25 protein-coding genes are annotated in these 25,325 nt (G+C 56.9%); 11 read left to right on the top strand and 14 right to left on the bottom strand.

The window, feature by feature from the left end; genetic code table 11:
* Positions 1 to 75 precede the first annotated feature (75 nt).
* From K1Y02_01715 to sixA, 9 genes are all read left to right on the top strand, one after another.
* Positions 76 to 1,449, top strand: a complete 1,374-nt coding sequence (locus K1Y02_01715; protein ID MBX7255049.1) for a Na(+)-translocating NADH-quinone reductase subunit A — start codon at positions 76 to 78, stop codon at positions 1,447 to 1,449.
* Positions 1,449 to 2,681 carry an NADH:ubiquinone reductase (Na(+)-transporting) subunit B gene (locus K1Y02_01710; protein MBX7255048.1) on the top strand — a complete coding sequence of 411 codons (1,233 nt, stop codon included), beginning with the start codon at positions 1,449 to 1,451 and terminating at the stop codon, positions 2,679 to 2,681. Before K1Y02_01715 ends, K1Y02_01710 begins: the two co-directional genes overlap by 1 nt.
* A gap of 34 nt (positions 2,682 to 2,715) precedes the next feature.
* On the top strand, positions 2,716 to 3,471 hold the full coding sequence (locus K1Y02_01705) for a Na(+)-translocating NADH-quinone reductase subunit C (protein MBX7255047.1): 756 nt from the start codon (positions 2,716 to 2,718) through the stop codon (positions 3,469 to 3,471).
* A 2-nt stretch (positions 3,472 to 3,473) separates the two neighbouring features.
* The gene (locus tag K1Y02_01700) at positions 3,474 to 4,109 is read left to right on the top strand and encodes an NADH:ubiquinone reductase (Na(+)-transporting) subunit D (protein ID MBX7255046.1); all 636 of its coding nucleotides are present in this window, start codon (positions 3,474 to 3,476) and stop codon (positions 4,107 to 4,109) included.
* A complete protein-coding gene (nqrE, locus tag K1Y02_01695) occupies positions 4,109 to 4,723 on the top strand; it encodes an NADH:ubiquinone reductase (Na(+)-transporting) subunit E (protein MBX7255045.1) in 615 nt (204 codons plus the stop codon). The genes K1Y02_01700 and nqrE overlap by 1 nt, the downstream gene beginning before the upstream one ends.
* A 30-nt stretch (positions 4,724 to 4,753) precedes the next feature.
* The gene (gene nqrF / locus K1Y02_01690) at positions 4,754 to 5,983 is read left to right on the top strand and encodes an NADH:ubiquinone reductase (Na(+)-transporting) subunit F (GenBank protein ID MBX7255044.1); all 1,230 of its coding nucleotides are present in this window, start codon (positions 4,754 to 4,756) and stop codon (positions 5,981 to 5,983) included.
* A gap of 10 nt (positions 5,984 to 5,993) precedes the next feature.
* The gene (locus tag K1Y02_01685; protein ID MBX7255043.1) at positions 5,994 to 7,094 is read left to right on the top strand and encodes an FAD:protein FMN transferase; all 1,101 of its coding nucleotides are present in this window, start codon (positions 5,994 to 5,996) and stop codon (positions 7,092 to 7,094) included.
* A gap of 10 nt (positions 7,095 to 7,104) precedes the next feature.
* Entirely contained in the window at positions 7,105 to 7,293 is a 189-nt protein-coding gene (locus tag K1Y02_01680) for a hypothetical protein (protein ID MBX7255042.1), read from the top strand.
* Positions 7,294 to 7,356: 63 nt separating this feature from the next.
* Positions 7,357 to 7,842, top strand: coding sequence for a phosphohistidine phosphatase SixA (gene sixA, locus K1Y02_01675; protein ID MBX7255041.1), 486 nt, complete (start codon positions 7,357 to 7,359; stop codon positions 7,840 to 7,842).
* Positions 7,843 to 7,859: 17 nt separating this feature from the next.
* Here sixA and K1Y02_01670 read toward each other — a convergent pair whose 3' ends face one another.
* The 14 genes from K1Y02_01670 to K1Y02_01605 form a co-directional block, all read right to left on the bottom strand.
* Entirely contained in the window at positions 7,860 to 8,948 is a 1,089-nt protein-coding gene (locus K1Y02_01670) for a chemotaxis response regulator protein-glutamate methylesterase (protein MBX7255040.1), read from the bottom strand.
* Between the two features lie 44 nt (positions 8,949 to 8,992).
* Entirely contained in the window at positions 8,993 to 9,457 is a 465-nt protein-coding gene (locus K1Y02_01665) for a chemotaxis protein CheX (GenBank protein ID MBX7255039.1), read from the bottom strand.
* A complete protein-coding gene (locus K1Y02_01660) occupies positions 9,447 to 9,836 on the bottom strand; it encodes a response regulator (protein MBX7255038.1) in 390 nt (129 codons plus the stop codon). The genes K1Y02_01665 and K1Y02_01660 overlap by 11 nt, the downstream gene beginning before the upstream one ends.
* A 2-nt stretch (positions 9,837 to 9,838) precedes the next feature.
* The gene (locus K1Y02_01655) at positions 9,839 to 10,705 is read right to left on the bottom strand and encodes an HDOD domain-containing protein (protein ID MBX7255037.1); all 867 of its coding nucleotides are present in this window, start codon (positions 10,703 to 10,705) and stop codon (positions 9,839 to 9,841) included.
* Entirely contained in the window at positions 10,702 to 11,151 is a 450-nt protein-coding gene (locus tag K1Y02_01650; protein MBX7255036.1) for a chemotaxis protein CheD, read from the bottom strand. Before K1Y02_01650 ends, K1Y02_01655 begins: the two co-directional genes overlap by 4 nt.
* Before the next feature lie 48 nt (positions 11,152 to 11,199).
* Positions 11,200 to 12,015: a protein-glutamate O-methyltransferase gene (locus K1Y02_01645; GenBank protein ID MBX7255035.1), complete on the bottom strand. Its 816-nt coding sequence runs from the start codon at positions 12,013 to 12,015 to the stop codon at positions 11,200 to 11,202.
* A gap of 11 nt (positions 12,016 to 12,026) precedes the next feature.
* Entirely contained in the window at positions 12,027 to 12,512 is a 486-nt protein-coding gene (locus K1Y02_01640; GenBank protein ID MBX7255034.1) for a chemotaxis protein CheD, read from the bottom strand.
* Between the two features lie 44 nt (positions 12,513 to 12,556).
* Entirely contained in the window at positions 12,557 to 12,922 is a 366-nt protein-coding gene (locus K1Y02_01635) for a response regulator (GenBank protein ID MBX7255033.1), read from the bottom strand.
* Between the two features lie 21 nt (positions 12,923 to 12,943).
* Positions 12,944 to 13,417 carry a chemotaxis protein CheX gene (locus tag K1Y02_01630; protein MBX7255032.1) on the bottom strand — a complete coding sequence of 158 codons (474 nt, stop codon included), beginning with the start codon at positions 13,415 to 13,417 and terminating at the stop codon, positions 12,944 to 12,946.
* Between the two features lie 108 nt (positions 13,418 to 13,525).
* Complete coding sequence (locus tag K1Y02_01625; protein MBX7255031.1) at positions 13,526 to 14,896, bottom strand: FapA family protein; 1,371 nt, start codon at positions 14,894 to 14,896, stop codon at positions 13,526 to 13,528.
* Positions 14,897 to 15,126: 230 nt separating this feature from the next.
* Positions 15,127 to 15,648: a chemotaxis protein CheW gene (locus K1Y02_01620; GenBank protein MBX7255030.1), complete on the bottom strand. Its 522-nt coding sequence runs from the start codon at positions 15,646 to 15,648 to the stop codon at positions 15,127 to 15,129.
* A gap of 76 nt (positions 15,649 to 15,724) precedes the next feature.
* The gene (locus tag K1Y02_01615; GenBank protein ID MBX7255029.1) at positions 15,725 to 18,124 is read right to left on the bottom strand and encodes a chemotaxis protein CheA; all 2,400 of its coding nucleotides are present in this window, start codon (positions 18,122 to 18,124) and stop codon (positions 15,725 to 15,727) included.
* 474 nt (positions 18,125 to 18,598) lie between these two features.
* Positions 18,599 to 20,503 carry a carboxypeptidase regulatory-like domain-containing protein gene (locus K1Y02_01610; protein MBX7255028.1) on the bottom strand — a complete coding sequence of 635 codons (1,905 nt, stop codon included), beginning with the start codon at positions 20,501 to 20,503 and terminating at the stop codon, positions 18,599 to 18,601.
* 3 nt (positions 20,504 to 20,506) lie between these two features.
* Positions 20,507 to 22,531, bottom strand: a complete 2,025-nt coding sequence (locus K1Y02_01605; GenBank protein MBX7255027.1) for a carboxypeptidase regulatory-like domain-containing protein — start codon at positions 22,529 to 22,531, stop codon at positions 20,507 to 20,509.
* Positions 22,532 to 22,729: 198 nt separating this feature from the next.
* On the opposite strand from K1Y02_01605, the gene K1Y02_01600 reads away from it, so the two are divergent.
* Both K1Y02_01600 and K1Y02_01595 read left to right on the top strand, forming a co-directional pair.
* Positions 22,730 to 24,142: a BNR repeat-containing protein gene (locus K1Y02_01600; protein MBX7255026.1), complete on the top strand. Its 1,413-nt coding sequence runs from the start codon at positions 22,730 to 22,732 to the stop codon at positions 24,140 to 24,142.
* A gap of 141 nt (positions 24,143 to 24,283) precedes the next feature.
* Positions 24,284 to 25,033 carry a YebC/PmpR family DNA-binding transcriptional regulator gene (locus K1Y02_01595; protein ID MBX7255025.1) on the top strand — a complete coding sequence of 250 codons (750 nt, stop codon included), beginning with the start codon at positions 24,284 to 24,286 and terminating at the stop codon, positions 25,031 to 25,033.
* The last annotated feature ends 292 nt before the right edge of the window (positions 25,034 to 25,325 follow it).

The raw sequence follows: 25,325 nt of genomic DNA, 5'->3' as shown, positions 1-25,325 counted from the left end.
AGCCGCAAGAATTCACACCTGGGTTGGGACCTTACAGCGTTTTGCACGCGTTTGGGGACAGGTTTTTTGATGGCTGTGCATACAATCAAAAAGGGACTGGACCTGCCTATCGCAGGACAGCCGGAGCAGACGATAAGCCAGGCGGCTCTGCCGCGAAAAGTGGCTTTGTTGGCCGATGATTACGTCGGTCTGCGTCCAACCATGAGCGTGGCGGTTGGCGACGCCGTTAAGCGTGGCCAGACGCTATTTGAAGACAAAAAGACCCCCGGAGTTCGGTACGCCGCCCCCGGCGCGGGCACGGTTGTGGCCGTGAACCGCGGCGCCAAGCGGGCTTTCCAATCCATCGTCATTGAGTTGACGGAATCCGAGCGAAGCGGGTCCCCCACGGATGCCGATTTTGCCTCCTTTGCGGCATACACCGGCAAGAATCCGGCAGGCCTAAGTCGTGATGAGATTCGCGATTTGCTGGTCGAGTCGGGAATGTGGACGGCATTTCGCACGCGCCCGTTCAGCCGCGTGCCCGCTGTCGACTCCAAGCCCCGGTCGATTTTTGTGACCGCTATCGACACTAACCCGTTGTCGCCTTCGGTTGAGGCTGTTTTGAAGGGCCGGGACCACGAGTTCGAGTTGGGTCTAATCTGTGTTGCCAAGTTGACCGATGGCCGGACGTACCTCTGCAAGTCTGCCGGAGCCGCGGTGCCAGTCAACCCCAATCTTGGCGTACAGGTCGAAGAATTTGCTGGGCCCCATCCTGCGGGCACGGTCGGAATGCACATTCATCGTCTCGATCCCGTAAGCCGCAACAAGATGGTGTGGCACATCGGATATCAGGATGTTCTTTCGATTGGCCGCCTGGTGAGCACAGGCAAGCTGGACGTGGAACGCGTCGTGTCGTTGGCGGGTCCCACCGTCAAGCGTCCTCGCTTGGTAAAGACTCGCGCGGGCGCTTCCTTGGACGAGCTTACCGCCAACGAACTTGAAGCCGTCGAGAACCGCGTGATTTCCGGCTCGGTGTTGTCCGGCAGAACCGCCATGGGCGACATCCTCGGGTATCTTGGCCGGTACCACCTTCAAATCACCGCGTTGGAAGAAGGACACAAGCGCGAATTCCTCGGTTGGATCGCACCCGGCAAGAGCAAGTTCTCGGTAATCCCCGTATTCTTGTCGCGCTTGTTGGGAGCCAAGTCGTTCCGATTCACGACCACTACGAACGGTTCGGCGCGCGCCATGGTCCCCATTGGTATGTACGAAAGCGTCATGCCCATGGACATTCAGCCGACGTTCTTGTTGCGGGCGCTGATTATGGGAGACATCGAGCGCGCCGAATTGCTCGGTTGCCTCGAATTGGACGAAGAGGACTTGGCCCTTTGCACGTTTGTGTGTCCCGGCAAGTACGACTACGGTCAGATCCTTCGCGAAAACCTTGAGACCATTTACAAGGAAGGCTGATGAAGTTCCTACTCGAGCTCCAAGACAAACAGCGAAAGCTCTTTGAAAAGGGCGGAAAGCTTGAACGGCTTCATCCGTTGTTTGAAGCCAACGATACCTTCTTGTTCACCCCCGATTCGGTGACCAAGGGGCCGTCGCACGTTCGCGACGGACTGGACCTCAAGCGCATGATGAGCGTCGTGGTCATCGCGCTGATCCCGTGCGTCGTCATGGCCCTCTACAATACCGGTCTGCAGGCCAACCTCGCACTCAATGCCGCCAAAGTGGGCGAACTCACCGGTTGGCGAAACGCCCTGCTCCAAACGCTCGGCGTGGGATTCTCTCCGGACAGTCTGCTTGCGTGCCTCATTCACGGCGCGCTGTATTTCTTCCCCGTGTACATCATGACCATCATCGCGGGCGGATTTTGGGAAGTTCTCTTTGCGATTGTGCGCAAGCACGAAGTAAATGAGGGATTCCTGGTGACCAGCCTGCTCATCCCTCTTACCCTGCCTCCCGGCATTCCCCTCTGGCAGGTCGCGATTGGCGTGAGCTTCGGCGTCGTCTTCGGCAAGGAAGTATTCGGCGGCACCGGCATGAACTTCTTGAACCCCGCCTTGGTGACCCGCGCATTCCTGTTCTTCGCATACCCCGGCCAAATCAGCGGCGACAAGGTGTGGGTGGCCACGCAATCGACCAACTGGATCGATGGATACAGCGGCGCCACCGCGCTGGGCATGATCCAGATGGGTGGATACCAGGGGCTTGCCGACCACGGCTATACATGGTGGAAGGCGTTCAGCGGACTTGAGTTGGGCTCGATGGGTGAAACCTCGGCCCTCGCGTGTCTTATCGGGGCCGTCATTCTCATCGCAACCCGCGTGGGATCGTGGCGCACAATGGCCGGCATCTGTCTCGGCACCGTCGTCATGGCTTCCTTCTTCAACGTACTGGGGCGCGGTCCGGCTACCGGGTTCGCAGTTCCCTTCTGGTGGCACATGGTCCTTGGTGGCTATGCGTTTGGCGCAGTTTTCATGGCGACCGACCCGGTGTCTTCTGCCTTTACCGACATGGGTAAGTGGATCTACGGCTTCATGATCGGGGCCTTCGTCGTGCTCATTCGCGTGACGAATCCGGCGTATCCCGAGGCCATGATGCTGTCGATTCTTTTCTGGAACATTTTTGCGCCGCTCATCGACTACTACGTCGTGAAAGCGAACATCAAGAGAAGGTTGGCTCGCAGTGCAGCGTAACTCGACCCTCTATACCATTCTGTTTTCGATCGTCATGTGCATGGCGTGCTCGATTCTAGTCGCCGTGTCGGCCGTGGGCTTGTCGTCCCGCCAAGCGGCCAATAAGGCGGCCTATCGTCAGAAGAACGTCTTGCTGGCTGCGGGGCTCATCAGTGATGGTCAGCCCATTTCGAACAGCGATGTCGCAAAGATGTTCGATGAAAAGGTTCAGGTCAAGCTGGTGAACCTGGAAACAGGCGACTACGACGAATCGACCGACGCCAAGGAGTATGACCAGATCAAGGCCAGCGGCGACCCTGCGTTGAGCGTGCCTGCACCCGAGAACTCCTCGCGCATCGCCCGCTTGCCGAAGCTGGCCCAGGTCTTTCTCGTAATGGAAGGCGACCAAGTCTCGAAGGTGGTCATCCCCATTGAAGGGTATGGATTGTGGGGAACGCTCTACGGATTCCTCGCCCTCGAGAAAGACACCAAGACCGTCCAAGGTATCACCTACTATGACCAAATCGAAACACCCGGTCTGGGCGGTGAAGTATCCAATCCCAAATGGAAGGCCCTTTGGAAAGGACGATTGGCCTACGACGAAAGCTGGAAACCTGCAATCAAGGTTATCAAAGGCGTCGCAGGTTCTCCCGATCAGGATCCGCATCATATTGACGGGCTTTCCGGAGCCACCATCACCAGTAACGGCGTGAGCCACATGATGGATTTCTGGCTCGGAGAGCATGGTTTTGGCCCCTATCTGAAAAAGTTCCGAGAAGGCGCAGCATCCGGGCAAGCACGGAGTTCATAGACATGGCACAACTGCTGGGTAAAGAGGAACGGGCGGCGCTGCTCGATCCCTTGTTCAACAACAATCCAATCGGATTGCAGGTGCTGGGTATCTGTTCCGCATTGGCCGTTACGACGAAAATGGATACTGCCCTCGTGATGTCCATTGGACTCACGGTCGTGACAGCATTCTCCAATCTCGCGATTAGTCTGGTTCGAAACGCCACACCGAACAACATCCGGATCATTGTGCAACTGGCGATCATCGCTTCGCTGGTGATCATGGTGGACCAGATCCTAAAGGCGTTCCTCTTCGAGATCAGCCTTCAGCTCTCCGTGTTCACGGGCCTGATTATCACGAATTGCATCGTAATGGGCCGCGCCGAAGGCTTCGCAATGCAGAATCCGCCTTGGGTGAGTTTCATCGACGGAATTGGCAATGGGCTGGGATACAGCCTTGTGCTGATGAGCGCAGCAGTCATCCGCGAGCTTACGGGCTCCGGTAAGTTGTGGGGATTTCCCGTATTTAAGCTGGTGACCGAAGGCGGATGGTACACGCCTAACGGCTTGATGCTCCTGGCTCCTTCTGCGTTCTTCCTCATTGCTTCTTTCATCTGGCTTATTCGCACCGTCAAACCTGAGCAGCAGGAGACCGAGTAATGGAGCACTACCTCAATTTGGCGGTCAAATCCATCTTCATTGAGAACATGGCTTTGGCGTTCTTCCTGGGCATGTGTTCCTTCCTGGCCTGCTCAAAGAAAGTGGAGACGGCGTTGGGCCTGGGGATGGCCGTGATTTTCGTGCAAGTCATTACGCTCCCAATGAACAACTTCATTCTCAATTACCTGACGAAAGAAGGCGCGCTGACGTGGATTAGTCCAAGTTTCGCGCACACCGATCTGAGCTTTCTGAATTTCATTTGCTTCATTTCGACCATCGCCGCCATGGTGCAGATAGTCGAAATGGCCATCGATAAGTTCGCTCCGGCGCTCTACAACACGTTGGGCGTGTTCCTCCCGCTCATTGCCGTCAACTGCGCCATTCTCGGCGGATCGCTTTTCATGGAACAGCGCGACTACAACTTTTCCGAGAGCGTAGTCTACGGCATCGGTTCCGGCGCGGGTTGGGCTCTGGCCATCGTCGCGCTTGCCGCTGTTCGCGAAAAGATGCGGTATAGCAATGTCCCGCCTGGCCTTCGCGGGTTGGGTATTTCCTTTATCACCGCCGGACTGATGGCCATGGGGTTCATGGCGTTCTCAGGCATTCAGTTGTAGGCATTGGGCTCGGAAGAAGGGTAACCGCGCATGGGTCTCATCATACTAGGCGTCGCGATGTTCACGGGAGTCGTCCTGACGCTTGTGCTTCTTCTCCTGGCAGCCAAAGCGAAGCTGGTCAGCAGCGGCGACGTCAAGCTCGTCATCAACGACGATCCTACGAAGGCCATCACGGTTTCCGCCGGTGGCACACTCCTGTCCACCCTGGCAAACAACAAGATCTTCATCCCTTCCGCGTGCGGCGGCAAGGGGAGCTGCGGTGTCTGTAAAGTCGTTGTCAAAGACGGCGGCGGCAGCATGCTTCCCACGGAACTCAACCACATCTCTCGCGGCGAAGCCCGCGAAGGTTGCAGGCTCTCGTGCCAGGTCAAGGTCAAGGGCGACATGAAGCTTGAGATCCCCGCCGAAGTCTTCAGCGTACGCCGCTGGACCTGTACGGTGCGGTCCAACAGGAACGTCGCGACCTTTATCAAGGAATTCGTGCTTGAGCTTCCTCCGGGTGAGGAAGTCCCGTTCCGGGCCGGTGGTTACATCCAGATCGAGTGCCCTCCCTACAAGGCATCGTTCAAAGATTTCGAGATCGAACCGGAGTATCGCGGAGATTGGGATAAGTTCAATCTCTGGAAGATTGAGTCGGTCTGCACCGAAACCGTTCAGCGCGCGTATTCGATGGCTAACTATCCCGAAGAGAAGGGCATCATCATGCTCAACGTGCGCATCGCCACTCCGCCTCCGCGTGCGCCCGAAGGCACCCCGCCCGGCATCATGTCCTCCTATATCTTCAGCCGGAAACCCGGCGACCAGGTGATCATCTCAGGGCCCTTTGGCGAATTCTTCGCACGAGACACCGAAAACGAAATGATCTTTATCGGCGGCGGCGCGGGCATGGCTCCGATGCGTTCGCATATCTTCGATCAGTTCAAGCGTCTGCACACCAAGAGAAAAGTCAGCTTCTGGTACGGCGCGCGTTCGCTTCGCGAGTCGTTCTACAACGAAGACTTCGATATGATCGCCCGCGAGAACCCCAACTTTTCGTGGCACTTGGCGTTGTCGGAACCCTTGCCGGAAGACAATTGGACCGGCTATGTCGGCTTCATCCACAAAGTGCTGTACGACAACTATCTGAAGAACCACCCCGCGCCCGAGGATGTGGAATACTACATTTGCGGACCTCCCATGATGAATTCCGCCGTTATCGATATGCTGCGCGACCTCGGCGTGGAGAACGAGAACATCCTGTTCGACGATTTTGGCGGATAACAGAGGTAGTATGAGCGAGTCTCCGAAGAAACCCCACGTATTGCGGCCCGCCATTGCCTTGGCGGGCCTTCTGATTGCGGGCGCTGTATTTGCCCTCATCACAGGCCGGATTGAGCCTACGTCCGCTCCCGCCGGCACGACGGTCGAAGTGACCGGCTCGACGATGGGCACCACGTACATCGTGAAGCTGGTGACCTTCAATGAGGCCGCCGACCGCGAAAAATTCGCGAAGGCAACCGACCAGATTCGAGCCGTATTGGCGGAAGTAGACAATCAGATGTCTACGTACAAGCCCGATTCGGAACTTTCGCGCTTCAATCAACACGCCGATTTGACCCCGTTTCCAGTCTCCAAGGACCTGTTGACGGTCTTTCAGGAGTCTCAGCGGATCAGCGAGCTCTCCGGTGGAGCCTTCGATATCACTGTCGGGCCACTCGTCAATGCATGGGGATTCGGTCCTGAAAAGACTTCGGAGCTTCCCACGGACGAGCAGATCGCCGCACTCAAGCAGCGTGTCGGCTACAAGAAGATCGAGATTGATGCCGCCAACTCAACGTTGCGCAAAACCCAACCGGACGTCTACTGCGACTTGTCGGCCATCGCCCAAGGTTTCGCCTGCGACAAGGTCGTGGAGGCGCTTGACGCTATGGGTATTCAGCACTTCATGGTCGATGTCAGCGGAGAAATCCGCACGCGCGGTGGAAACGCAAACGGAAAAGTCTGGCAAATCGCCATTGAGCGCCCGGAGTCGGGTATACAACGGACGGTTCAATTGGCTATCCCATTGTCGAATAAAGCCATTGCCACGTCTGGCGACTATCGGAACTATTTCGAAAGAGAAGGAAAACGTTACTCCCACGAAATCGACCCCAACACCGGGAAGCCTATCACGCATAATCTGGCGTCAGTCAGTGTTATTACTGATAAGAGCATGACGGCCGACGGCCTGGCAACAGCGCTGATTGTGCTGGGTCCCGAAAAGGGCTACGAACTGGCCGCCAGCCAGAACCTGGCCGCGTTCTTCATCATTCATGACGCGTCGGGCGCTTTTGTGGTGCGCAGTACTCCAGCATTCGACGCAATCGAGAAGTCCGCGACGCCGGAGCAGTAGTGGAGGATTTATGATTAAAATGATACTCCTCACGATGGCCGTATTTGGCCTCGGAATAGCGGCGATGATCCTCGGCACATGGTTGAGCGGGCACTGCCTGCGCGGGTCGTGTGGCGGCGAAGGCGCCGTTGGTCCCGACGGCGAACCTCTTTCGTGCGGTTCCTGCCGGCGGCACAAGAAAGACGCTACCCACGCGTAAAACGTTCCCGCGCCCCAGTCTTTCGTCCCGCATTTTGTGAGTCAGGCATGGGAGGGAGCGCTCATGACAATCTACCTCGTTCAGCACGGTGACGCGCTCGAAAAAGAAGTAGACCCCGATCGCCCGCTTTCGCCCAAAGGCATCGAAGACGTCACCCGAATTGCGTCATTTCTCTCGCGGGCAGGCGTGCGCATTCCCCATCTATGGCACAGCGGCAAGACCCGCGCAATGCAGACCGCCCAAATCCTGTTTCAATATGTAGGCGCCGGCGGCATGTGTGAAAGCCACGCGGGCATGGCGCCTAAGGACAGTCCAAAGACACTTGCTCGCGACCTTGATAAGCAATCGCAAGACACAGCGCTCGTCGGTCACCTTCCGCAGCTCTCGCTGCTTGCCGCACAACTGCTCGCGGGAGACTCGGAACGTCCGCCCATTCTGTTCGAGCGTGGGGGGGTGGTGTGTTTGAAAAGGTCCGAAGGCGCTGAATGGCAAGTCGCGTGGATGGTGACGCCTTCGCTGTTGACAGGGCTCGCCTCCCACGGATCGTGAGGAGCCCTATGGCTCTCCTACGCCTCGGCCTGCGCGAGTTGAAGCATTCGCGATGGAATCGAAGCTAGCGGTAGCACAAACTCTGCCGCACCGAGCGCAATGGCTTCCTTCGGCATTCCGAATACGACGCAACTTGCCTCATCCTGAGCAATTGTGGACGCACCCTGCTGGCGCATCTCCAGAAGACCCGCCGAACCGTCCGCACCCATGCCGGTCATGATCACGCCCACGGCATTCTGCCCGGCGTACTTGGCTGCCGACTTGAACAGCACGTCGACGGAAGGCCGGTGACGGCTTACTAGCGGTCCAGTCTTGACCTCCACATAATACCGCGCGCCAGACCGGCGCAGGACCATGTGATAATTCCCTGGCGCGATGAGCGCCTTGCCTGGCGTCACGGTGTCCCCGTCCTCGGCCTCCTTCACTTGAATGGCACACAGCGAATTGAGACGGTCCGCAAAGGAACGCGTGAAGTGCTCCGGCATGTGCTGCACGATGACGATGCCGGGCGCATTCGCGGGCAACGCTGTCAGCACATCGGTCAACGCCTCGGTCCCTCCCGTGCTGGCGCCAATGGCAATTACCTTATTCGTCGTTCTCGTCATGGACAGGCGCACTTGCGTTCCCACTGCCTTGGGCTTCGCGGCTGCTCGTTTCGCCACCGCGACGCGCGACGCCGCCTTAATCTTGTCAATTAGAGCCACAGACATGTCTCCAACAGTGTAAGCTGCGCCAGGCTTGCACATGACCTCCACAGCTCCGGCATCGAGCGCTTCCAGCGCAAGATCGCCACCCTTCTTTGTAAGCGAAGACACCACAATCACCGGCAATGGGAAATGCTGCATGAGCTTCCTGAGAAAGGTGATCCCGTCCATGCGAGGCATTTCGATGTCGAGCGTCAGTACGTCGGGCTTCAGTTCCACAATCTTGTCGCGGGCAACATAAGGGTCTGGCGCCGTACCAATAACTTCAATCTCCGGATCACGCGCCAACTCACGGGAGAGTATTTCGCGCACCATCGCCGAATCGTCCACGATCAGCACGCGAATGCGCTTTCCCCTAAGCAACGACGGTATGCCCGTTCCCTTACCCTCTATGCCGCTCATCGTGCCCGGTTCCTCTCTTGCTCAACGCTCCAGCGCAGGCGACGTTACGAATCACTTCTCTCAAGGTGCAACAATACGGGATTCTCTTCCACCACGACCAACGCGGTGTTCTCTGACGCAACCAACGAATCCCAAGTGTCGGTGTCAATCGAATCGACCACCGGAGGGGACAGCGCAAACACAGGCTTCGTACCCGCGATCGCGGTCAGTACATGCCCGCAAGCCACATTGAGCAATTCCTTCACGGCGTCTTCCGCTTTTGACTTGTCCGCGGCGTCTTCGGGTTCGATCCCAAGCAGATTCGCCGCCACGACGGGACACATGGGTTCCGGCAAGGCCATTATCATCGACCCGTTGAACGGGCCCGTAAACGACATGGAAACGCGAACCGGCGGTTCCGTCAACGGCGGCAACTCGTCGGCGGTTACGGGATCGGCAAATAGAAACGCCATTTGTTCGAGTATTTCGGCAAACTCACGCGTCAATACTTCCTTTACGTCAGGTTCCATGGTCGATCCCCAATACGTTTTCCACTACATCGCGGATTTTTTCGGGTGTAAACGGCTTGCGCACGTACGCTCGCACCCCTTTTGCCAACAACTCTTCGACTCGGGTTTCGCTTCCTTCCGTGGAAATGACCACGACAGGAATGTTCTTCATCTCATCGTCCTGCATCATTCGTTCCACCAACTCGACCCCCGTCATTCCAGGCATGTTGATGTCCGTCAGCACAAGATCGATCCAATGCTCTTTCAACAGTTGGAGGGCTTGTTCTCCGCCAGATGCTTCATGCAGCTCGCCCAGAGGCATTCCTGCAAGACGTATGGTCTTCGCGATTATCGCGCGAACCGTGTCGGAGTCGTCTACCAAAAGTATGTTTACGGCCATGTCTATACGCTCTCCGTCTGAAGAAAGAATTCCCCCAATTCCGCCAGAGTGCCCAGCACCTTTCCTACAACCGACTCCGTGATTTCCGGAGTAAGCGCCAAGCGTTCAACGCTACGGGGACTGACACTGTAATTCACACCATCCGCCCCCAATGCGGTCCCGCACAAGCGGCCGATATGGTCCCCCACATGAACCAAATCCGTTACGATGCCATCGCCGTCGCCATCCGCAATCGCGTACGGATCGTGATGATACCGGACTACCCGCACAACATCGTCCGGCAGCCGCCACCATGTCAGAAGCTCCGCTCCAACTTCCGCGTGATCGATTCCCAGCACTTGGCGTTCTGCTTCCTCGAAGGAAACGCCTTCACCGAAAGCCAAATCGAGAATCGGCTTCGCTTCCACATTGAGATACGTGCCCAGAACGATCTTCCCGATATCGTGCAACAGCCCCGCCGTGTACGTGTAATCGGGCGCTGCCAGGCGCAACTCCTGCGCCAACTGCTCCGCTCCGACCGCCGCAGCAACACTGTGCGCCAGTAGCGCCCCCGATGGCATGTCGTACCCAGCAAGCGGCGGTTTGATGCGCGGCGCCACGGCGGTCGTCAAGACCAATTGCACGATACGCTTCGTGCCCAACCGAACCGTTGCGTCTTTCACCGTCGATATGCTTCCCCTGCCGCCAAAATACGCCGAATTGGCCAACCTTAAAATGTTCGTCGCAAGTCCCGCGTCACATTCGATGATCGCTTCCAATTCGGTGAGAGACGCATTCGGATCCCGTACGATGCTAACCGCTTCCGTCGCCGATGCGGGCAGCGACGGAACCAGTTTGATTTCTTCCAGAATCTGATCGCGTCTGTTCACAGTTCGCGCTCCACGCCACCCGAACGAATGACTGTGCGGCCTGTATCCAAGAACAAATAAAGCGTCCGCGCCGCCGTTCCGCCCACCTCTTCCGACGCGATGAGGATGTCATTCTTCCAAAGAACCTTGCGCACCACCGTGTAGTTGCGCTCGCCGATCTTGAACATGCCGTTGTCATTCAGCGGCGAAGCTCCGCCCGCGACCTTGGCAACAAGGCGCCTGCGGCTGCCGCCGAGGTTCAACACCGCTTGTATCAGCGCCGGCACCCCCGTATCTGTAAACATGATCGGATTCTCTTTCGCCTTCTGGGGATCGAGACGTGATATGGGAAGCATGCAGTGAGCCATGCCGCCGACTCGAATCTCCGGGTCGTATATGGTTATGCCTACGCATGACCCCAGCGAATACGTCACGATAATGTCTTCCGGCTTCGATGAAACCTTCATTTCCGATATGCCGACGGTGTGCGTCACTGGAGACTCCTCGCAAAAAAACTATTTGGTATACACGGATGGCCGAACCGGTTTGAATCGACTCACTAACCCGGTGAGGCTTTCCGAGTGTCCTACCATCAAATAACCACCAGGCTTAAGAACGCGGAACATATCTTCCAACAACCGTGCGCGAACCTGATTGTCGAAGTAAATCATCACGTTTCTGCAGAAAATCACATCGAGCGGACCCTGCATCGGAAACGGCGGTGTCGATAGATTCAATCTGCGAAACGAAATCATTCCTTTGAGGCGGTCTTTGACCCGGTAGACTGTCCCGTGATCCTGCCGTACCGGGTCAAAATACTTGTCGCGGAGCATGAACGGAACTCCCTCCACCCGGTTCCGGTCGTACTCCCCTCGACGGCAATGCTCCAACACACGCGTCGAAATATCCGTCGCTAGAATCTTGACGTCCGTCGCTTGGGGTCCCAGGGCTTCCATCACCACAATGGCAATCGTATACGGCTCTTCCCCCGTGGAACTCGCAGCGGACCAAATCCGGAATCGGCGCTGGCCTTCACCCCACCACTTGCGCAACAACGATTCCAGCAATTCGAAGTGCTGCGGCTCGCGATAAAAACTGGTGACGTTCGTCGAAATCACGTCGAGCATCTTCACCAGTTCCTGGCCGCTGTCGTCATTCAACACCCAATCGAGGTACTCTCTGGGATCTCCGATCCCCAATTCCCTCATGCGCTTCCCGATGCGCGAAGAAACGAGCGCTTCCTTCTGATCGCCAAGCCGGATACCGCTCTTGTCGTAGATCAATTGCCGAAACTTGTCGTACGTCGCACGATCGAGTCTGCTATCTCCCATCTGAGCATCCATCACGTGTACCAATCTGATGAGCGCAGTTTTTGTACCTTGAGAACTGCGATTTCCCCGGTCCCGGTATCAAACACTATTTTCCGGCCTACCGACCCTCCGACATCCTCAGATACGATCCGAATCCCCTTGCGCGCGAGAATCTCCCGCGCAATCGACACATTCTGATCGCCGATCCAGTTTGCCTGCGCGTCCTCGGGCGCGCCCCCACCAAGTACTTGAGCGACGACGTCTCTGCGCCGCGATCCCGCTTCGTCCATCATGCGAACCAGCGCGGAAATCGCTACGTTGCCGTACTGGGGAGTCGCTTTAGTTTGATCGCTGATATGAGGCCTGAGGTAATGGTTCATACCGCCCATCTGGAGGATTCGATCGTACAGACACACCGCCACACAGCTTCCCACCACCGCGCGCAGCGTGGTGGGTTGCTTGCTGAAATACACGTACCCGGGTTCCAGGTAGTATGATCCTGCTCGGATCAGCTTCATACGTCCACCCGCATCCACACAATTCCTTACGTATACGGACGCTCCTACTCCACTTTTGCCAGGACTTCTTGAATCTTCGCCACAATCGTGGCCGGCTCGAATGGCTTGATGATGTAATTATTCGCCCCAGCCTTCAGAGCGTCGATGACACGGCTCTTTTCCGCTTCCGTCGTCACCATGATGATGGGCATCGTCTTGCCCGCCGCCCGGATGGCCTTCACCGCGTCGATACCAAGCATGTTTGGCATGTTCCAGTCCATGAGCACAAGACCGTAGTCATTAGAGCCGGTTGCCTCCACAGCTTCCTGTCCATCCGACGCTTGATCGACTTCAGTGATGTTTGCGCGGCCAAGTGCTCCGATCAACACCCTTCTCATTACTGCCGAGTCATCAACAACCAATGCACGCATTCTGTATCTCCTCCTGATTCTCTATTGCGGCACCGACTCAAACGTCACCCGTAGACTGAATTCACCCAAATCGCTCTTAAATGGCACCTCCAGCCACACCGCCTGCGACGGATATTCCACCGTGTAACTGTTCCCCCGGACTACCGTCGGCAAACTCAAGTCCAACGGCTTGCCTTCTCCCTTCGTCATTCGCGCCTTGGCGCTGCCCGCTACGATGTTCACAATCTCCGCCACGCCATCCGATACCGTTTCATCGACTACCGTGACCGGCGTTCCCAAAATCTTGCTGACCATCGCCAGCGCCGTTGCCGTCGGAAACGACAACGCGACCGTCCCGCGGACCGGCCCGCTGAGCCCAATCAACGCGATGATGTGCCGTGGATTCCCTCCTCCGCTGGCCACGCCTATTTGTCCGCGTTCCGCCTTGCCCTCGAACATCGTCTGAAACAACTCGTAAACGGACTCTATGAACGGATTGATGTGTTCAACTTTCATTCCAAGTACACTCCACCGTAGCAAGACGGCAGTTTCCGCGCCTTTGCCGTTCTAATCGCCTGCCGGCGCTATGCCGTGCACGCGTTCCCCTATTTGGCTTAATCGATGTCACAGTACCGAAAGCCTCACATTGCCTTTGATTGCCGTCGCTCGAATCGGCTGCGATATCACCTCGTGAATCAGCAACTTCGAGTTGCCCACCCAAATCGTCGTTTCCGGATAGACCACTTCCCGGATTATAACCTCCGGGCGTGGGCCAGCGTGCATCGATTCGACTTCAGACTCCAACGCTTGCCTTTCCTCTTTGCAGGCCTCCATGTTGGCGATCAACTGGCGCACAATCGCCTGTTTCTCCTCAGGGAGCGCGTCGAGCTTGTCGAGTATGGGGGCCACCACGCGATCAATCTTGTCGACGTTCGCAGTCAATTCCGCAATGCGCTCCATCTTCTCGTGGACCATGCGGCTCATCTCTTCCGTCATGCCTGCTCGCAGCACGGTCGGCACCAATGCTTCGCTACCCGCCTGACGCACCTCCAACGTTCGCCGTGCCCCAACCCTGCCGCCAACAATCCGGCCTTTAGGCAAAAGCACCGAACCGTTCGAAGCGATACGGCTCTGCACGATTTCCCGCTCCACGACTACATCGCCTTGCGCTTCCACTACTGCTTCAATTAAGTAACGGCTCTTCAAGTTTCCCGCAACTCGAATGGGCGACGATCCCTTTCCGGTTATCCCTACGCCAACCTCGACATTTCCACCCGATTCGATGTCTGCATTCTCGACAAACCCTCGGATGTGAATATCGCCAGTCGCGCGAACTTTCGCTCCTACCTCAACGTCTTTCTCGATAACCAGCATACCGGGATGATCCACATGTCCCGTCTCAATTCCTACGCTGCCGGTGATCGTGTAGATCTCGTCTACAGTTAAGATGTTGTTCTTGAATCGAACGCGTCCGTCTCTCGCTGCACGAAACTCGCCTTCCGGCTCGCTGTGAAGGACTCCCGCCCCGCCTCGAATCTTGGCCGGATGGGCCTTTCCACACGACACCTTCTTACCGAAGACGTCCGTTCCCTCTTCTCCTTCAACCGGCGGCACTATCGTTGCCAGCAATTGACCGCTCTGAACCCCCGGGTGCGCCTTGTGGGTCCAATAATCAACCGCTCCGGTGCCCTGATCGATGACAAAACCCTCGTCAAAGAACGAGCCCGACCAGACAATCTTCCCGTCCTGCGGTGGAATTGGCTTCTTGCCAGCCACAATCTCGACGCCTTGTGCCAGGGAATCGGACACGATTGCCGCGTCAATTTTGGCTTTCAGGCATTGCATGGAAGGCAAATCGCACAACCCCATTTTTTCCAACCGCTGAAGCACACTGGCTGTCAAGGCCTCACTTTCTTTTATAGGCGTCCCACAGACCAACAAGACGGCCATTCGGTCATCGGATACTCTGATGTCGAATGCCACGTCGGCGGTCATGTAGACAACCTCGTCAAGTAAAGTACTGTCCAGTGGTTGACAACCTATCGCAATTCCTTTTCGAAGTGAATGTACAGCCGAACGTGCAATTCAAATCCAACGGCCGCACACGCATTCTTTATACCACAGTGTGCAACCCTGACTATCGTGGACTGCCTCTCCCTGCCTCTGCTGCCTACCCTCGCGATGCCTCCATTTCATTGCCGCGAGAAGTCCAGGGCCGGTTCGCTCTACGTGATTTGATTCAATGAGGCAATTTCGCCCCACGACAGCACTTTGTCGACATCCAACAGCATGACCACTTTGGAACCGACTTTTCCCATGCCCAGGATGAACTCGGTCTTGACATCGGCGCCAAACGAGGGGGCCGGCTCAATCTGCTCGCCCGCCACGCCCAACACTTCCGATACTTCGTCGACGATAATGCCCATCGTCACTTGGTGGTTGGCGCTCTTGACCTGAACTACAATAATGCACGTCCGCGAAGTGTCTTCGCGTATTTCCATGTTGAATTTGCTGCGCAAATCAATGACGGGGATGACTTTCCCGCGCAGATTGATGACGCCCCGCACGTACTCGGGCGTTCGGGGCACTCGAGTCACGGTCATCATTCCAATGATCTCCTGGACCTTCAGGATCTCTAGTCCGTAGATCTCTTCGCCCAGGACAAACGTGAGATACTGACCCGCTTTGTCGGCCAACGACGAAGCCCCGCTGGATTTTCCCGAACCTTCTTCGACTGAATTCGTCATGTCTCGCCTCCTTAGCAATGCTGAGAGTTTCTCAGCCTCACGTGCTTTTCCTGAGCTATACCCGTGTATGCTTCAATCAGTTCGGTTTCGCGAATTCCGCGTCATGCTCCAGATTCTCCGAAGACACCGCGGACGTCCCCATTCGAATCAGACTTGCAACGTCCAGAATCAGTCCAACATTGCCGTCGGACATGATGGCCGCTCCTGCAATGCCCGGCAATCCGCGCATGGTCTCGCCCAATGACTTGATCACCGTCTGTTGCTTGCCCAACAAGTCATCAACGACCAAGCCAATTCGCTTGCCCTCGTCTTCAATAATGACAATGAGATTCGAATCTTCTGCTTTGCTGCCCGCGGACACATTGAATAGCTCGCTCAGGGCGAACACCGGAATTAGTTCGCCTTGGATCTTCAGCATGACGCCTCGTTGCACTACGGTCAGCAAATCGCCAGACTGCGGCCGAATCGAACGTACCACGGATAACGTCGGAATGATGTATCGTTCGGCTCCAACGCGCACCACCATGCCGTCGATAATCGCCAGGGTGAGAGGAAGCCGTATCGTGAACGTGGCTCCCTTTCCTCTTTCGCTTTGTATGTCAACCTGCCCGCGAAGGGATTCGATGTTTCTGCGAACCACGTCCATCCCCACCCCTCGACCCGAAACGTCGGTCACGGTGGTAGCCGTCGAGAAACCCGGCTCAAAAATGAGCGCCCAGGTTTCTTCATCAGAAAGGACGTCGCTGTCGGAGACGATTCCCCGCTCCCGCGCCTTCGCCAGTATCCGTTCCTTGTCGAGCCCTTTCCCGTCGTCCTGGACCTCGATATGGATACTACCGCCCTTGTGATATGCGCGGAGTTCGATTCGTGCAACGGCATGTTTCCCTGCGGCGACTCGCTCTTCTTTGCTGGACTCGATACCATGATCGACCGCGTTGCGAACAATGTGCACAAGCGGATCGCCGATCTTGTCCACTACCGTCTTGTCGAGTTCCGTGTCATCGCCCGACATTCTGAACTCAATTTGCTTGTCCGCTTTTCGCGCCAAGTCTCGCACCAATCGCGCCATCTTCTGGAAGGTCGACTTCACGGGGACCATGCGCAATGAGGTGCCTATCTCTTGGAGTTCGCGCGTAATCTTATCCAGCCGGTTAATTTGCCGGATCATGGCGGGAGCGGCGCTCTCCAGTATTTCGGGCGCTTGGCACACCATCGACTCGGCAATTACCAACTCACCTATCAAATCGATAAGCCGGTCTAGACGATCCGCATCGACTTTCACCGCCTCTTTGAGTTCCACCACGCCTTGGCGAATCTGTCGCTGCGTACGCAACGCGGCCGCTACGTCTTCCGCCGCCGCCGCGCCTTTTCGAATCATGATCTCGCCAAGCGGTGTCCGTTCGGCGTTCTGAGTCTCCTTCAAGGCACTGTCGATGGCTTCCCGCGTAGCCATGCCCAAATCGATCAGAACCACATCAATCGAGCGTCCGTCCCTGCTTTGCGATTGCACCGAAATCGCCTGCGTGAGTTGAGGCCACGTCAACACTCCCGCACGCACCAGCACTTTGCACGTTTCCACGTCATCCGGGTGGACTCGCTGGTTCGCCAAAGCCTGTTCCACCGCCTGCCGGTCTGCTATGCCGCTTTCAACGAGAATGTCTCCCAACAGGACGCTGGAAGTGACTTCAATAGTCTCACCCGGGTCTTTCCACGGGCCCTCTGTGGCTTCTCTCAAACGCTCCACCAACTCCGAAGCGTGTTCTTCTTCCACATGCTCGCCGTCGGCTACGCCCATATCGGCAGTATGCTGAAGCGTGTGCTTCATGCACGACACCGCTTTCAGCATCAAGTCAACGTGACCGCTGGTAAGCGTCAACCCTTCTCCAATGGCACGTTCCAGCAAAGAAACGCAGGCCTTCGCCAACGCCTCAATCGAGCGCATCTCCAGAAAACCCGCGGTGCCCGTCGCCGTATGGAGTAACCGATACGTGGCGCGCAAACAAGCCGCATCACTCAGACTGTTGTCAAGGGCAACCAGCCGCACGTCCGCGTCTGTCAGCAGACTCTCGATCTCCGGCACCGCGTCTTCGAGAGCGACAAGCCTTTGATCTGCCCTGTCGTCCGTAGCCTCGGACTGGTCCGCCCCTTTCTGCGCCGAGGCCTGCCCCGTCAACTCGGGGAAGTCTATCTCTTCCTCAGCCCTTCCATCGCGGATGAACTCCTGTACTGCGGATACGCTCTTGGATACGAAGTCCATGGCAGCGGACGGGTCCGCCACATCTCCAAGAATGATCCCTTCCACAAGATTTGCGGAAGTCGTTAACGCACCCGGAGCACGTTTGAGTCCTTCCTGCTGAGACCACGTGAGCAATTCCTGCAATTCAGAATGGAGGTTGGCTAAAGCAGGGAGATCGGATGTCTCCATTAGGACCAGAGCCTCAGCCAAACTTTCGAGCCTCTCCAGCACCTTCTCCATGTATTCGCCGCTCTTTCTCTTCCCGCCGCTACCTGTTGGTCGTCAAGGACGCCGAATTACCCTACAAGACGAAAAAAGCACACCCGCCCCCTGAGTATGAGAACCCAAGACACTCCTTCTCTTACACGGGGCGCCCCCAAAGCTGTTCTACGACTATGTAAAATCCCATGTCTTAGAAAGCTTAGCACGTAGATCGTTTTGTGTCAATATATATACTGGACAAAACTCGATATTCAATGTGTTTCAACCGGAATTGCGGATTAATTGGTCTAACCCGGATTTGTCGCAAACTCACACGTACAAATCTCGTAACCCGAGCGCTTGCTAGACTTGCTGCGAATAACGGAGCCGTGCTCCGTGAGCTGAATGTGTTCGCGACAGACTCCTAAGGCATGACTTCAACGTCATGGAGGTGAGTAATCTGCGCACGAGGCCGGAGGCCGTGCCAGCCGGGACCTCGGCCAGACACTTTGCTCATTCCGTTCCCTCACGGCGTAGGCTCTTGATGAGCTCCAGGAGACGGCCGTCAACATCGTAGTAGCGTAGAATGCCCTTCTTGTCTATTAAGAGGATCTGAGGTATGGCAAAAATGTTGTAGGCACTAAACGTGTGCGATTCTCGGTCATGTCCGACGATGAATCTAACATCCCGGTCCTTCAGGATTTTCTTGATTTCATCGATTTCGCTGCCGCTATCGTGAATCCCAATTACGGCCACATCGTCTTCCGGCGAATACAGCTTTGCGATGGTATTCGCGAGGTCCAAGGTCGCAACTCCTCGCTGCGTGTTATCAAACTCGGCCCAGAACACCAGCACCACAACCTTCCCCTTCAGCGACTCCAGCGTCACCGAATCAGGCTTATCCTGAAGCTCTTGCGAAACGTTGAACCAGTGGTCGCAGTCCCAACCTTTTGCAGGTCTATCCCGGTACGACGCCAGCTTGTTGGTAACGCGCCCCGGTTGGCATTCGGAGGTATCCGGTTCAAAAGCGTCAAGTTGAATAGTCGTAGGTTCGAGGTTGTCCATGCTCACTTCGACGTCAGATCGCTCAAAGCGAAACGCGTGCTCAGCCCTCAGCCGCGCCTTCCCGTCAATTGGGGCCCGTTCCAAACGCAGCCGAAACTTCCCGCTCTCATCCGTGACGCACCATGCGGGCGGGTCCATTTCAATCGTCGAAATCACGACTCGGTCGCACAACGCCCCTTTCGCGTCCTTGACGACTCCTTCAACCACCGGCAGTTCCTTCAACCGAACGGGCTTCTCGACGCGTATGTCCTCATTCGCCAACGTGACCGGAATATCGGTGACATACTCGGATACGTAACCATCCGGCGGCACGACATGGACCTGCCCCGTCCCCGACCCTCCTTCGAGCGAGAATTCCCCTTTGTTCGAGGTCAAGGTTTCGTCCAGAACCAGCGAGTCCACCACGTACTGCACGGTTACCCCTGCCACGGGCTTATCATTGGTGCCGACGACCTGTCCTTGAATGCGATGTGCGTCATCCAGCGTCAAGTCGCAGATGTACTCCTCTTTCTCTGCCGTTAACGATAGCGGCACGGGCTTCAGGCAAACGTAATTCTTGTACTTCGCCCACACATAGAAGTCGCCCATGGGAAGAATTGCCGTGTAGAAACCGTCGGCGCTGGTCTTGACCTCTTTGGCTTCCTGAAGCTTTGGACCCGAGTGGTACACCGTCACGCGAACCCCATCGAGTGGCGTTCCCTGCCGGTCGGTGACTCGCCCTGTGACGGTCACTCCACGGGCAACCTGGATCGCAAGCTCTTTCTGCCCCACGGGGTAGTAAGGGATGTAGACTTCCGCATATTCACGATGCGTGATCAGAAACGAAAGGAATCCTCCGCGCGGCAAGTTGGCGATCGTGAGTAATCCCGAATCGTCACTGCGAGACCCGGGGAAACCCAAGGGAGACAGGTCCTCCACGGACACGTGAAAGGAATCGTTGACGAACATACTCTTGATGCGCGCCCCGGCAACCGCGCGGGGCGGTCCCGCAGTCCCCGAATCGGTATTCATTGCCCGCTCGATCAATCGCACCTGGACGCTGTCGGGAGACGAGAGGACAATTGAAACGTCGGCAGACCCGACTACTTTGGCATCGAGTCCCCCGACCGCGTACCCCTCCTTCCAGGCGGTTAGTTCGACAGAGCCTATTTCCACTCCACCGAACCGAAACCGGCCCGATTCATCGCATAGCGATTTGCGCGGCACCCGATTCTGATTCAGCCATACCATTGCTCCACTGACGGGCTGACTCGCTTCATCCTTGACAACGCCCGTTACATCGAACGTTTCGGCGAAGGACAAGTTGCTCAACAGATAGACCAGGGCAAGCATGCCCAACAACGCGCGCGTCATGTGCTACTCCTTCGACGCGACATCATGGAATGCGATGGCGGGAGGGAGTCCGACCGTCTCCATAGTCACGACCCCTTCATGATCCAATACATACGTTGAAGCGGCTCCTGGCGCTGTTCCTCTCAGAATCTGGACCGTATCCGACTCAATGGAACAGACGCCATCGACGAAGGCCACGGCTGCTATCGTGTCCGGACCAAGGGCGCGCACAACAGACTCCATTCCGTCAACCACCAACGCGGCATCTCCCGGTGAGCAATACGACACGAGAGCAAGTTTGCCCTGCAGCGAGGGAACGCCTGAATCACCGGCCCGGTCCCGTTTCCAGGGCATCTTCTGCCCCAACAGACTCTTTCCCGTCTTTGAATCGCCGGCTTTCTTGTCGTCTGCCAAAACGATAGGGCCAATCGGTGTCACCTGGCTCGGAGACGCTGTAAATGGTCCCGACCGCACCAGGACGCCGCCTTCGAAGCGTGCAACACACACGGAAGTGATCATCGCCGGGACAGCATCCCAATGATACGATCCGTCCGGCTTGGTTGCCGTTCGCCATAGAGGCAACAACTCGCTGTCCGCATCCCCCTGGAAGATAGCGCCAACCACCACGCCCCCGATCCCTTTGCCCTTGGCATCGACGACCTTCCCCGTCACCCTTGCCCACGGCGTCAATTGGACCGTTGCTTCACTTTCAGAACGCATATCCATGGCAAAAAGAGCACCCACCGGTTCCCTCAGGTGCTCGGCTGTCCCCACGAGCTTGTCGCCAGGCGGCGACGTCGCGACTTGCAGTTCGGCGCGGCCGTTGGCGTCCGTGACGTACCATTGGTATTGCATGGGCCGTATGAGTCGCACAACCGCCCCGGGAACCGGTTCCCCCGATTCATTCACGACACGCACGGCAAATGCAGGAAGGCGTGTCATCCAAAACGTAGGCAGGTCAAGCGAATCACCCTGTTTGGCCTGCACATTGAGAATGGGGCGGTCGGGCCTTCGATAGCCCGGGGCCGCATCCACGGAAACGACATTCTCTCCCTGAGCCCCAACGAACTCGTACGCTCCCGACTTTCCGGTGACGGCCACAGCCGACGGATTCCCGTAGGTCGTCAATGTCAGCCTCGCCCCTTCGATCGGCGCACTCGTCACCGCATCCTGAACAGTCCCCCGCAAATGTGCCGAACCCGCCACCCGCATCGAGATGCTCTGGACCGATTCCGCGCCGGTGATGGTTACTCGCTGCCAACCGGGGCTGCGCAGGTCCGTTCCGGCCGCTTGGTAGGCATACACGCCGGGCATGAGACGCAGGTGAAACTCACCAGTTGCGTCCGACGAAACGATCGATGTGTCATGAGGCGGACTGGCATTGCGAAAAAGGATGGCCGTGTTGGCAACCGCCGATGAGCCATCCCACGTCAGGATCGTGCCCTGAACCAGAATGCCCTGCATCAGCGTAATCTTAACGCCCGTGGCCCCCACGGCGATGCCTTCCGCTGCTGTCTGGGCATACGACGCATGCGCAACTTTCAGCGCAACCTTGCCCCCCTTTGGCAGTCCGGAAACCGAGAACGCGCCCGACTCAGTGGTAATCGGTTCGGTGAATCCAATGGCCGCCAGCTTCGTGAGAGGGATTCCTACTTTCTCGCTTCCCTGAAGCAGCACGCGGGTCACATGCGCGCCCGATACCGGCTTGCCCTTCTGATCGACAACGCTTCCGGACACAGTCGCAGCGGGCGACAGCGTCAGCCGCAGTCCCGTAACGTCGTCGGAGGCGGCGATAGTCTTGCTCACCCCGGTCCATCCGAATCCCTCTGCGATGGCGAACACGCCCACAATTCCTGAAGGGACTCCTTCAAAGCGGAACGTTCCGTCCGCCGCTACGTCCGTCTCCAGCAACGCCCCTCCCAAGCCCGGTTCCGCGAACACGCGCGCTTGAGCCGGAGCCGCGCCGTTGTCTGTGACGATTTGACCCGACACCGATGCCGCTCCAACGAGGATGGAGTTCGCCACCAGTAGTATTGAGATTGAGGTCACCAAATTCCTCCCTGCACACCCATTCGACGGTGCTGCGCCAGCGATTGTATCCCCCCGCCGAATGGCGTGTAAAACCGGCACGAGTATCAACGTTCAGCGTCGAATCAATCCAAGGTTGACATCGCCTGTTCAGGGTATAAGAATGACCCAATCGGGGGGCATTCGCGCCGCCGTCTCTTATCGGTCGACTTGGGGGGAATGGAAATGCGTGCGATAGCAGTACTCGCTGCGTTGACCGGCCTTTGTGTCTCGCTAGCGACAGCACAAGACGTGAAACCGTGGCCGGTTCAGCGGGACACCGGCTATCGCGGTATCTGGTACTTCAACCAGGAAACCAAGAACGAGTACGTTTACAAATACAGCGGCGGACTCGGAACCTACTGCGTCGACCATATTCCGATGGCCGTTTATGCGCCAAAAGCCGACAAGACGTTCTTTGTCTATGGCGGTAGCCCAGCCGACAAAAACACGCTGCTGGAAATGGTCTCGTTTTACGATCATGCCACGGGCGAATTCCCCCGCCCCGTCATCCTTATGGACAAAAAGACGACCGACGCCCACGACAACCCCGTTCTGTCGATCGACCAAGACGGACGAATCTGGGTGTTCGCCAGCGCGCACGGCACGTCCCGTCCCGCGTACATCTTCCGAAGCGTTAAACCCTACGACATAAGCGAGTGGGAGTTGACGCTGGAAACCAATTTCTCCTACCCACAACCGTGGTACATCGAGGGAAAGGGCTTTCTGTTCCTGCACACGCGATATGCCCCGGGGCGCGGGCTGAACTGGCAAACAAGCACCGACGGCTTAACGTGGTCGGAGCCGAAGCAACTCGCCTACATCGAAGAAGGCGATTACCAGATTAGTTGGCCCTGGAAAGACAAGGTCGGCACGGCGTTCAATCACCATCCCCACGCATTTCAGGGCAACCCCAAGCAGAAGGGCCTGAATTGGCGCACCAACCTGTATTACGTCGAGTCGCGCGACTTCGGAACCACTTGGCAAACCGCGTCGGGAGAGATCGTTGCCACACCAATAACGTCGCCGCAGACGCCCGCCTTGGTGCATGACTACGCCGCCGAAGGCAAGCTCGTGTACTGCTGCGACCTCAACTACGATGCGTCCGGCAACCCGATCATCCTCTACGAACTCAGCACGACCTTCATGCCGGGTCCCGAAGGGGGACCCAAGGAGTGGCTCACGGCGCGCTGGACCGGAACCGAGTGGAAGATCCTTCCCGTAACCACCTCCGACCACAATTACGACGTCGGCAGCATGTATGTCGAACGCGACGGCCTCTGGCGGATTATCGCTCCCACGGAACCCGGTCCACAGCCCTACGGTGTCGGCGGCGAAGTGGCGCTGTGGCTGAGCAGCGACCAGGGACAGACATGGAAGAAAGAACGGCTAATTACCGAAAACAGCACGCTGAACAACAGCTACTGCCGCCGCCCCCTGAACGCAAAACCGGATTTCTATGCATTCTGGGCAGACGGCGATGCCCGTAAACAGTCGCCGTCCCATCTCTACTTCACAACGAAAGAGGGGCAGGCCTTCCGAATGCCCGCGGAGATGACCGGCGAAACAGCCAAAGCAACTCCGATTCAATGAGGCAATACACAAACGGCGCTGGATAAGGCCGCGTTGCGGGGTTTTGTGCGCACTTGATATAATGCGTCTCGACATGAGGTGGAGTTTTTCCGCCCGGTAATGGCGGTCAGCAATACAGCAAATGAAAGAAGGGGCTCGGCAATGTCCGGTCATAGTAAGTGGAGCACTATCAAACGCAAGAAGGGCGCTGCGGACGCCAAGCGCGGGAAGATCTTCTCGAAGCTGGCGAAGGAAATCACCGTGGCCGCCAAAATCGGCGGCGGCGACCCCAACGGCAATCCGCGATTGAGAACGGTGTTGCTCGCGGCGCGCGCGCAGAATATGCCCAAGGACAACGTCGACCGGGCCATCAAAAAAGGTACCGGCGAAATCCCCGGTGTCGTGTACGAAGAAATTCGCTACGAGTGCTATGCCCCCGCAGGCGTTGCGATGATTGTCGATGTCCTGACCGACAACAAGAATCGCACCGTCAGCGAGATTCGCCACCTTGTCACCAAGAACGGTGGCAACCTCGCCGAAACGAACGCCGTGGCCTGGAACTTCGAGCGCAAAGGTATTATCACCGTTGGAAAGACCGGCCTGACCGACGACGATATCTTTGAGAAGGCTGTCGAAGCCGGCGCGGACGATGTGGACACCGACGGTGACATGTACGAGATCTCAACGGAAGCTTCAAGTCTGCACACCGTTGCGGAAGCTCTCGAGAAGATGGGCCTGAAAGCCGAAGAAGCCACGCTCACGATGGTTCCCAAGACAACCGTGAAGGTGGAAGGCAAAGACGTCGGAGCCGTTCTGCGTCTCATGGAAGCCCTCGAAGATCACGACGACGTGCAGAACGTCTACGCGAACTTCGATATCTCCGAGCAGGAAATGGCTGCTGCCGTTGAATGACGCGCTAGAAGGAGACGATTTGTATACCACCCTCAAGCCGCTGCTTGGGGGTGTTTTATTTTGGATTTTGGATTTTGGATTTTGGATTGAAGGGAACACGCGTAACGGCCTTCATCTTCGCCGAATTGTCGCGAACGTTCTCTTCTTTCTTTCTCTCTTGAATCCAAAATCTAAAATCCAAAATCCAAAATCCCCGGTGCCATCATGCGCGTGCTAGGCATCGACTCGAGGACTGCCGCGTCCGGTACTGCTACAACGATTTCCTTCTCCACTCTTCTCTTGAATCCAAAAT

This window comes from Candidatus Hydrogenedentota bacterium, assembly GCA_019695095.1.
GTDB lineage: Bacteria > Hydrogenedentota > Hydrogenedentia > Hydrogenedentales > SLHB01 > JAIBAQ01.
This window is presented reverse-complemented; position numbering and strand designations above follow the sequence as displayed.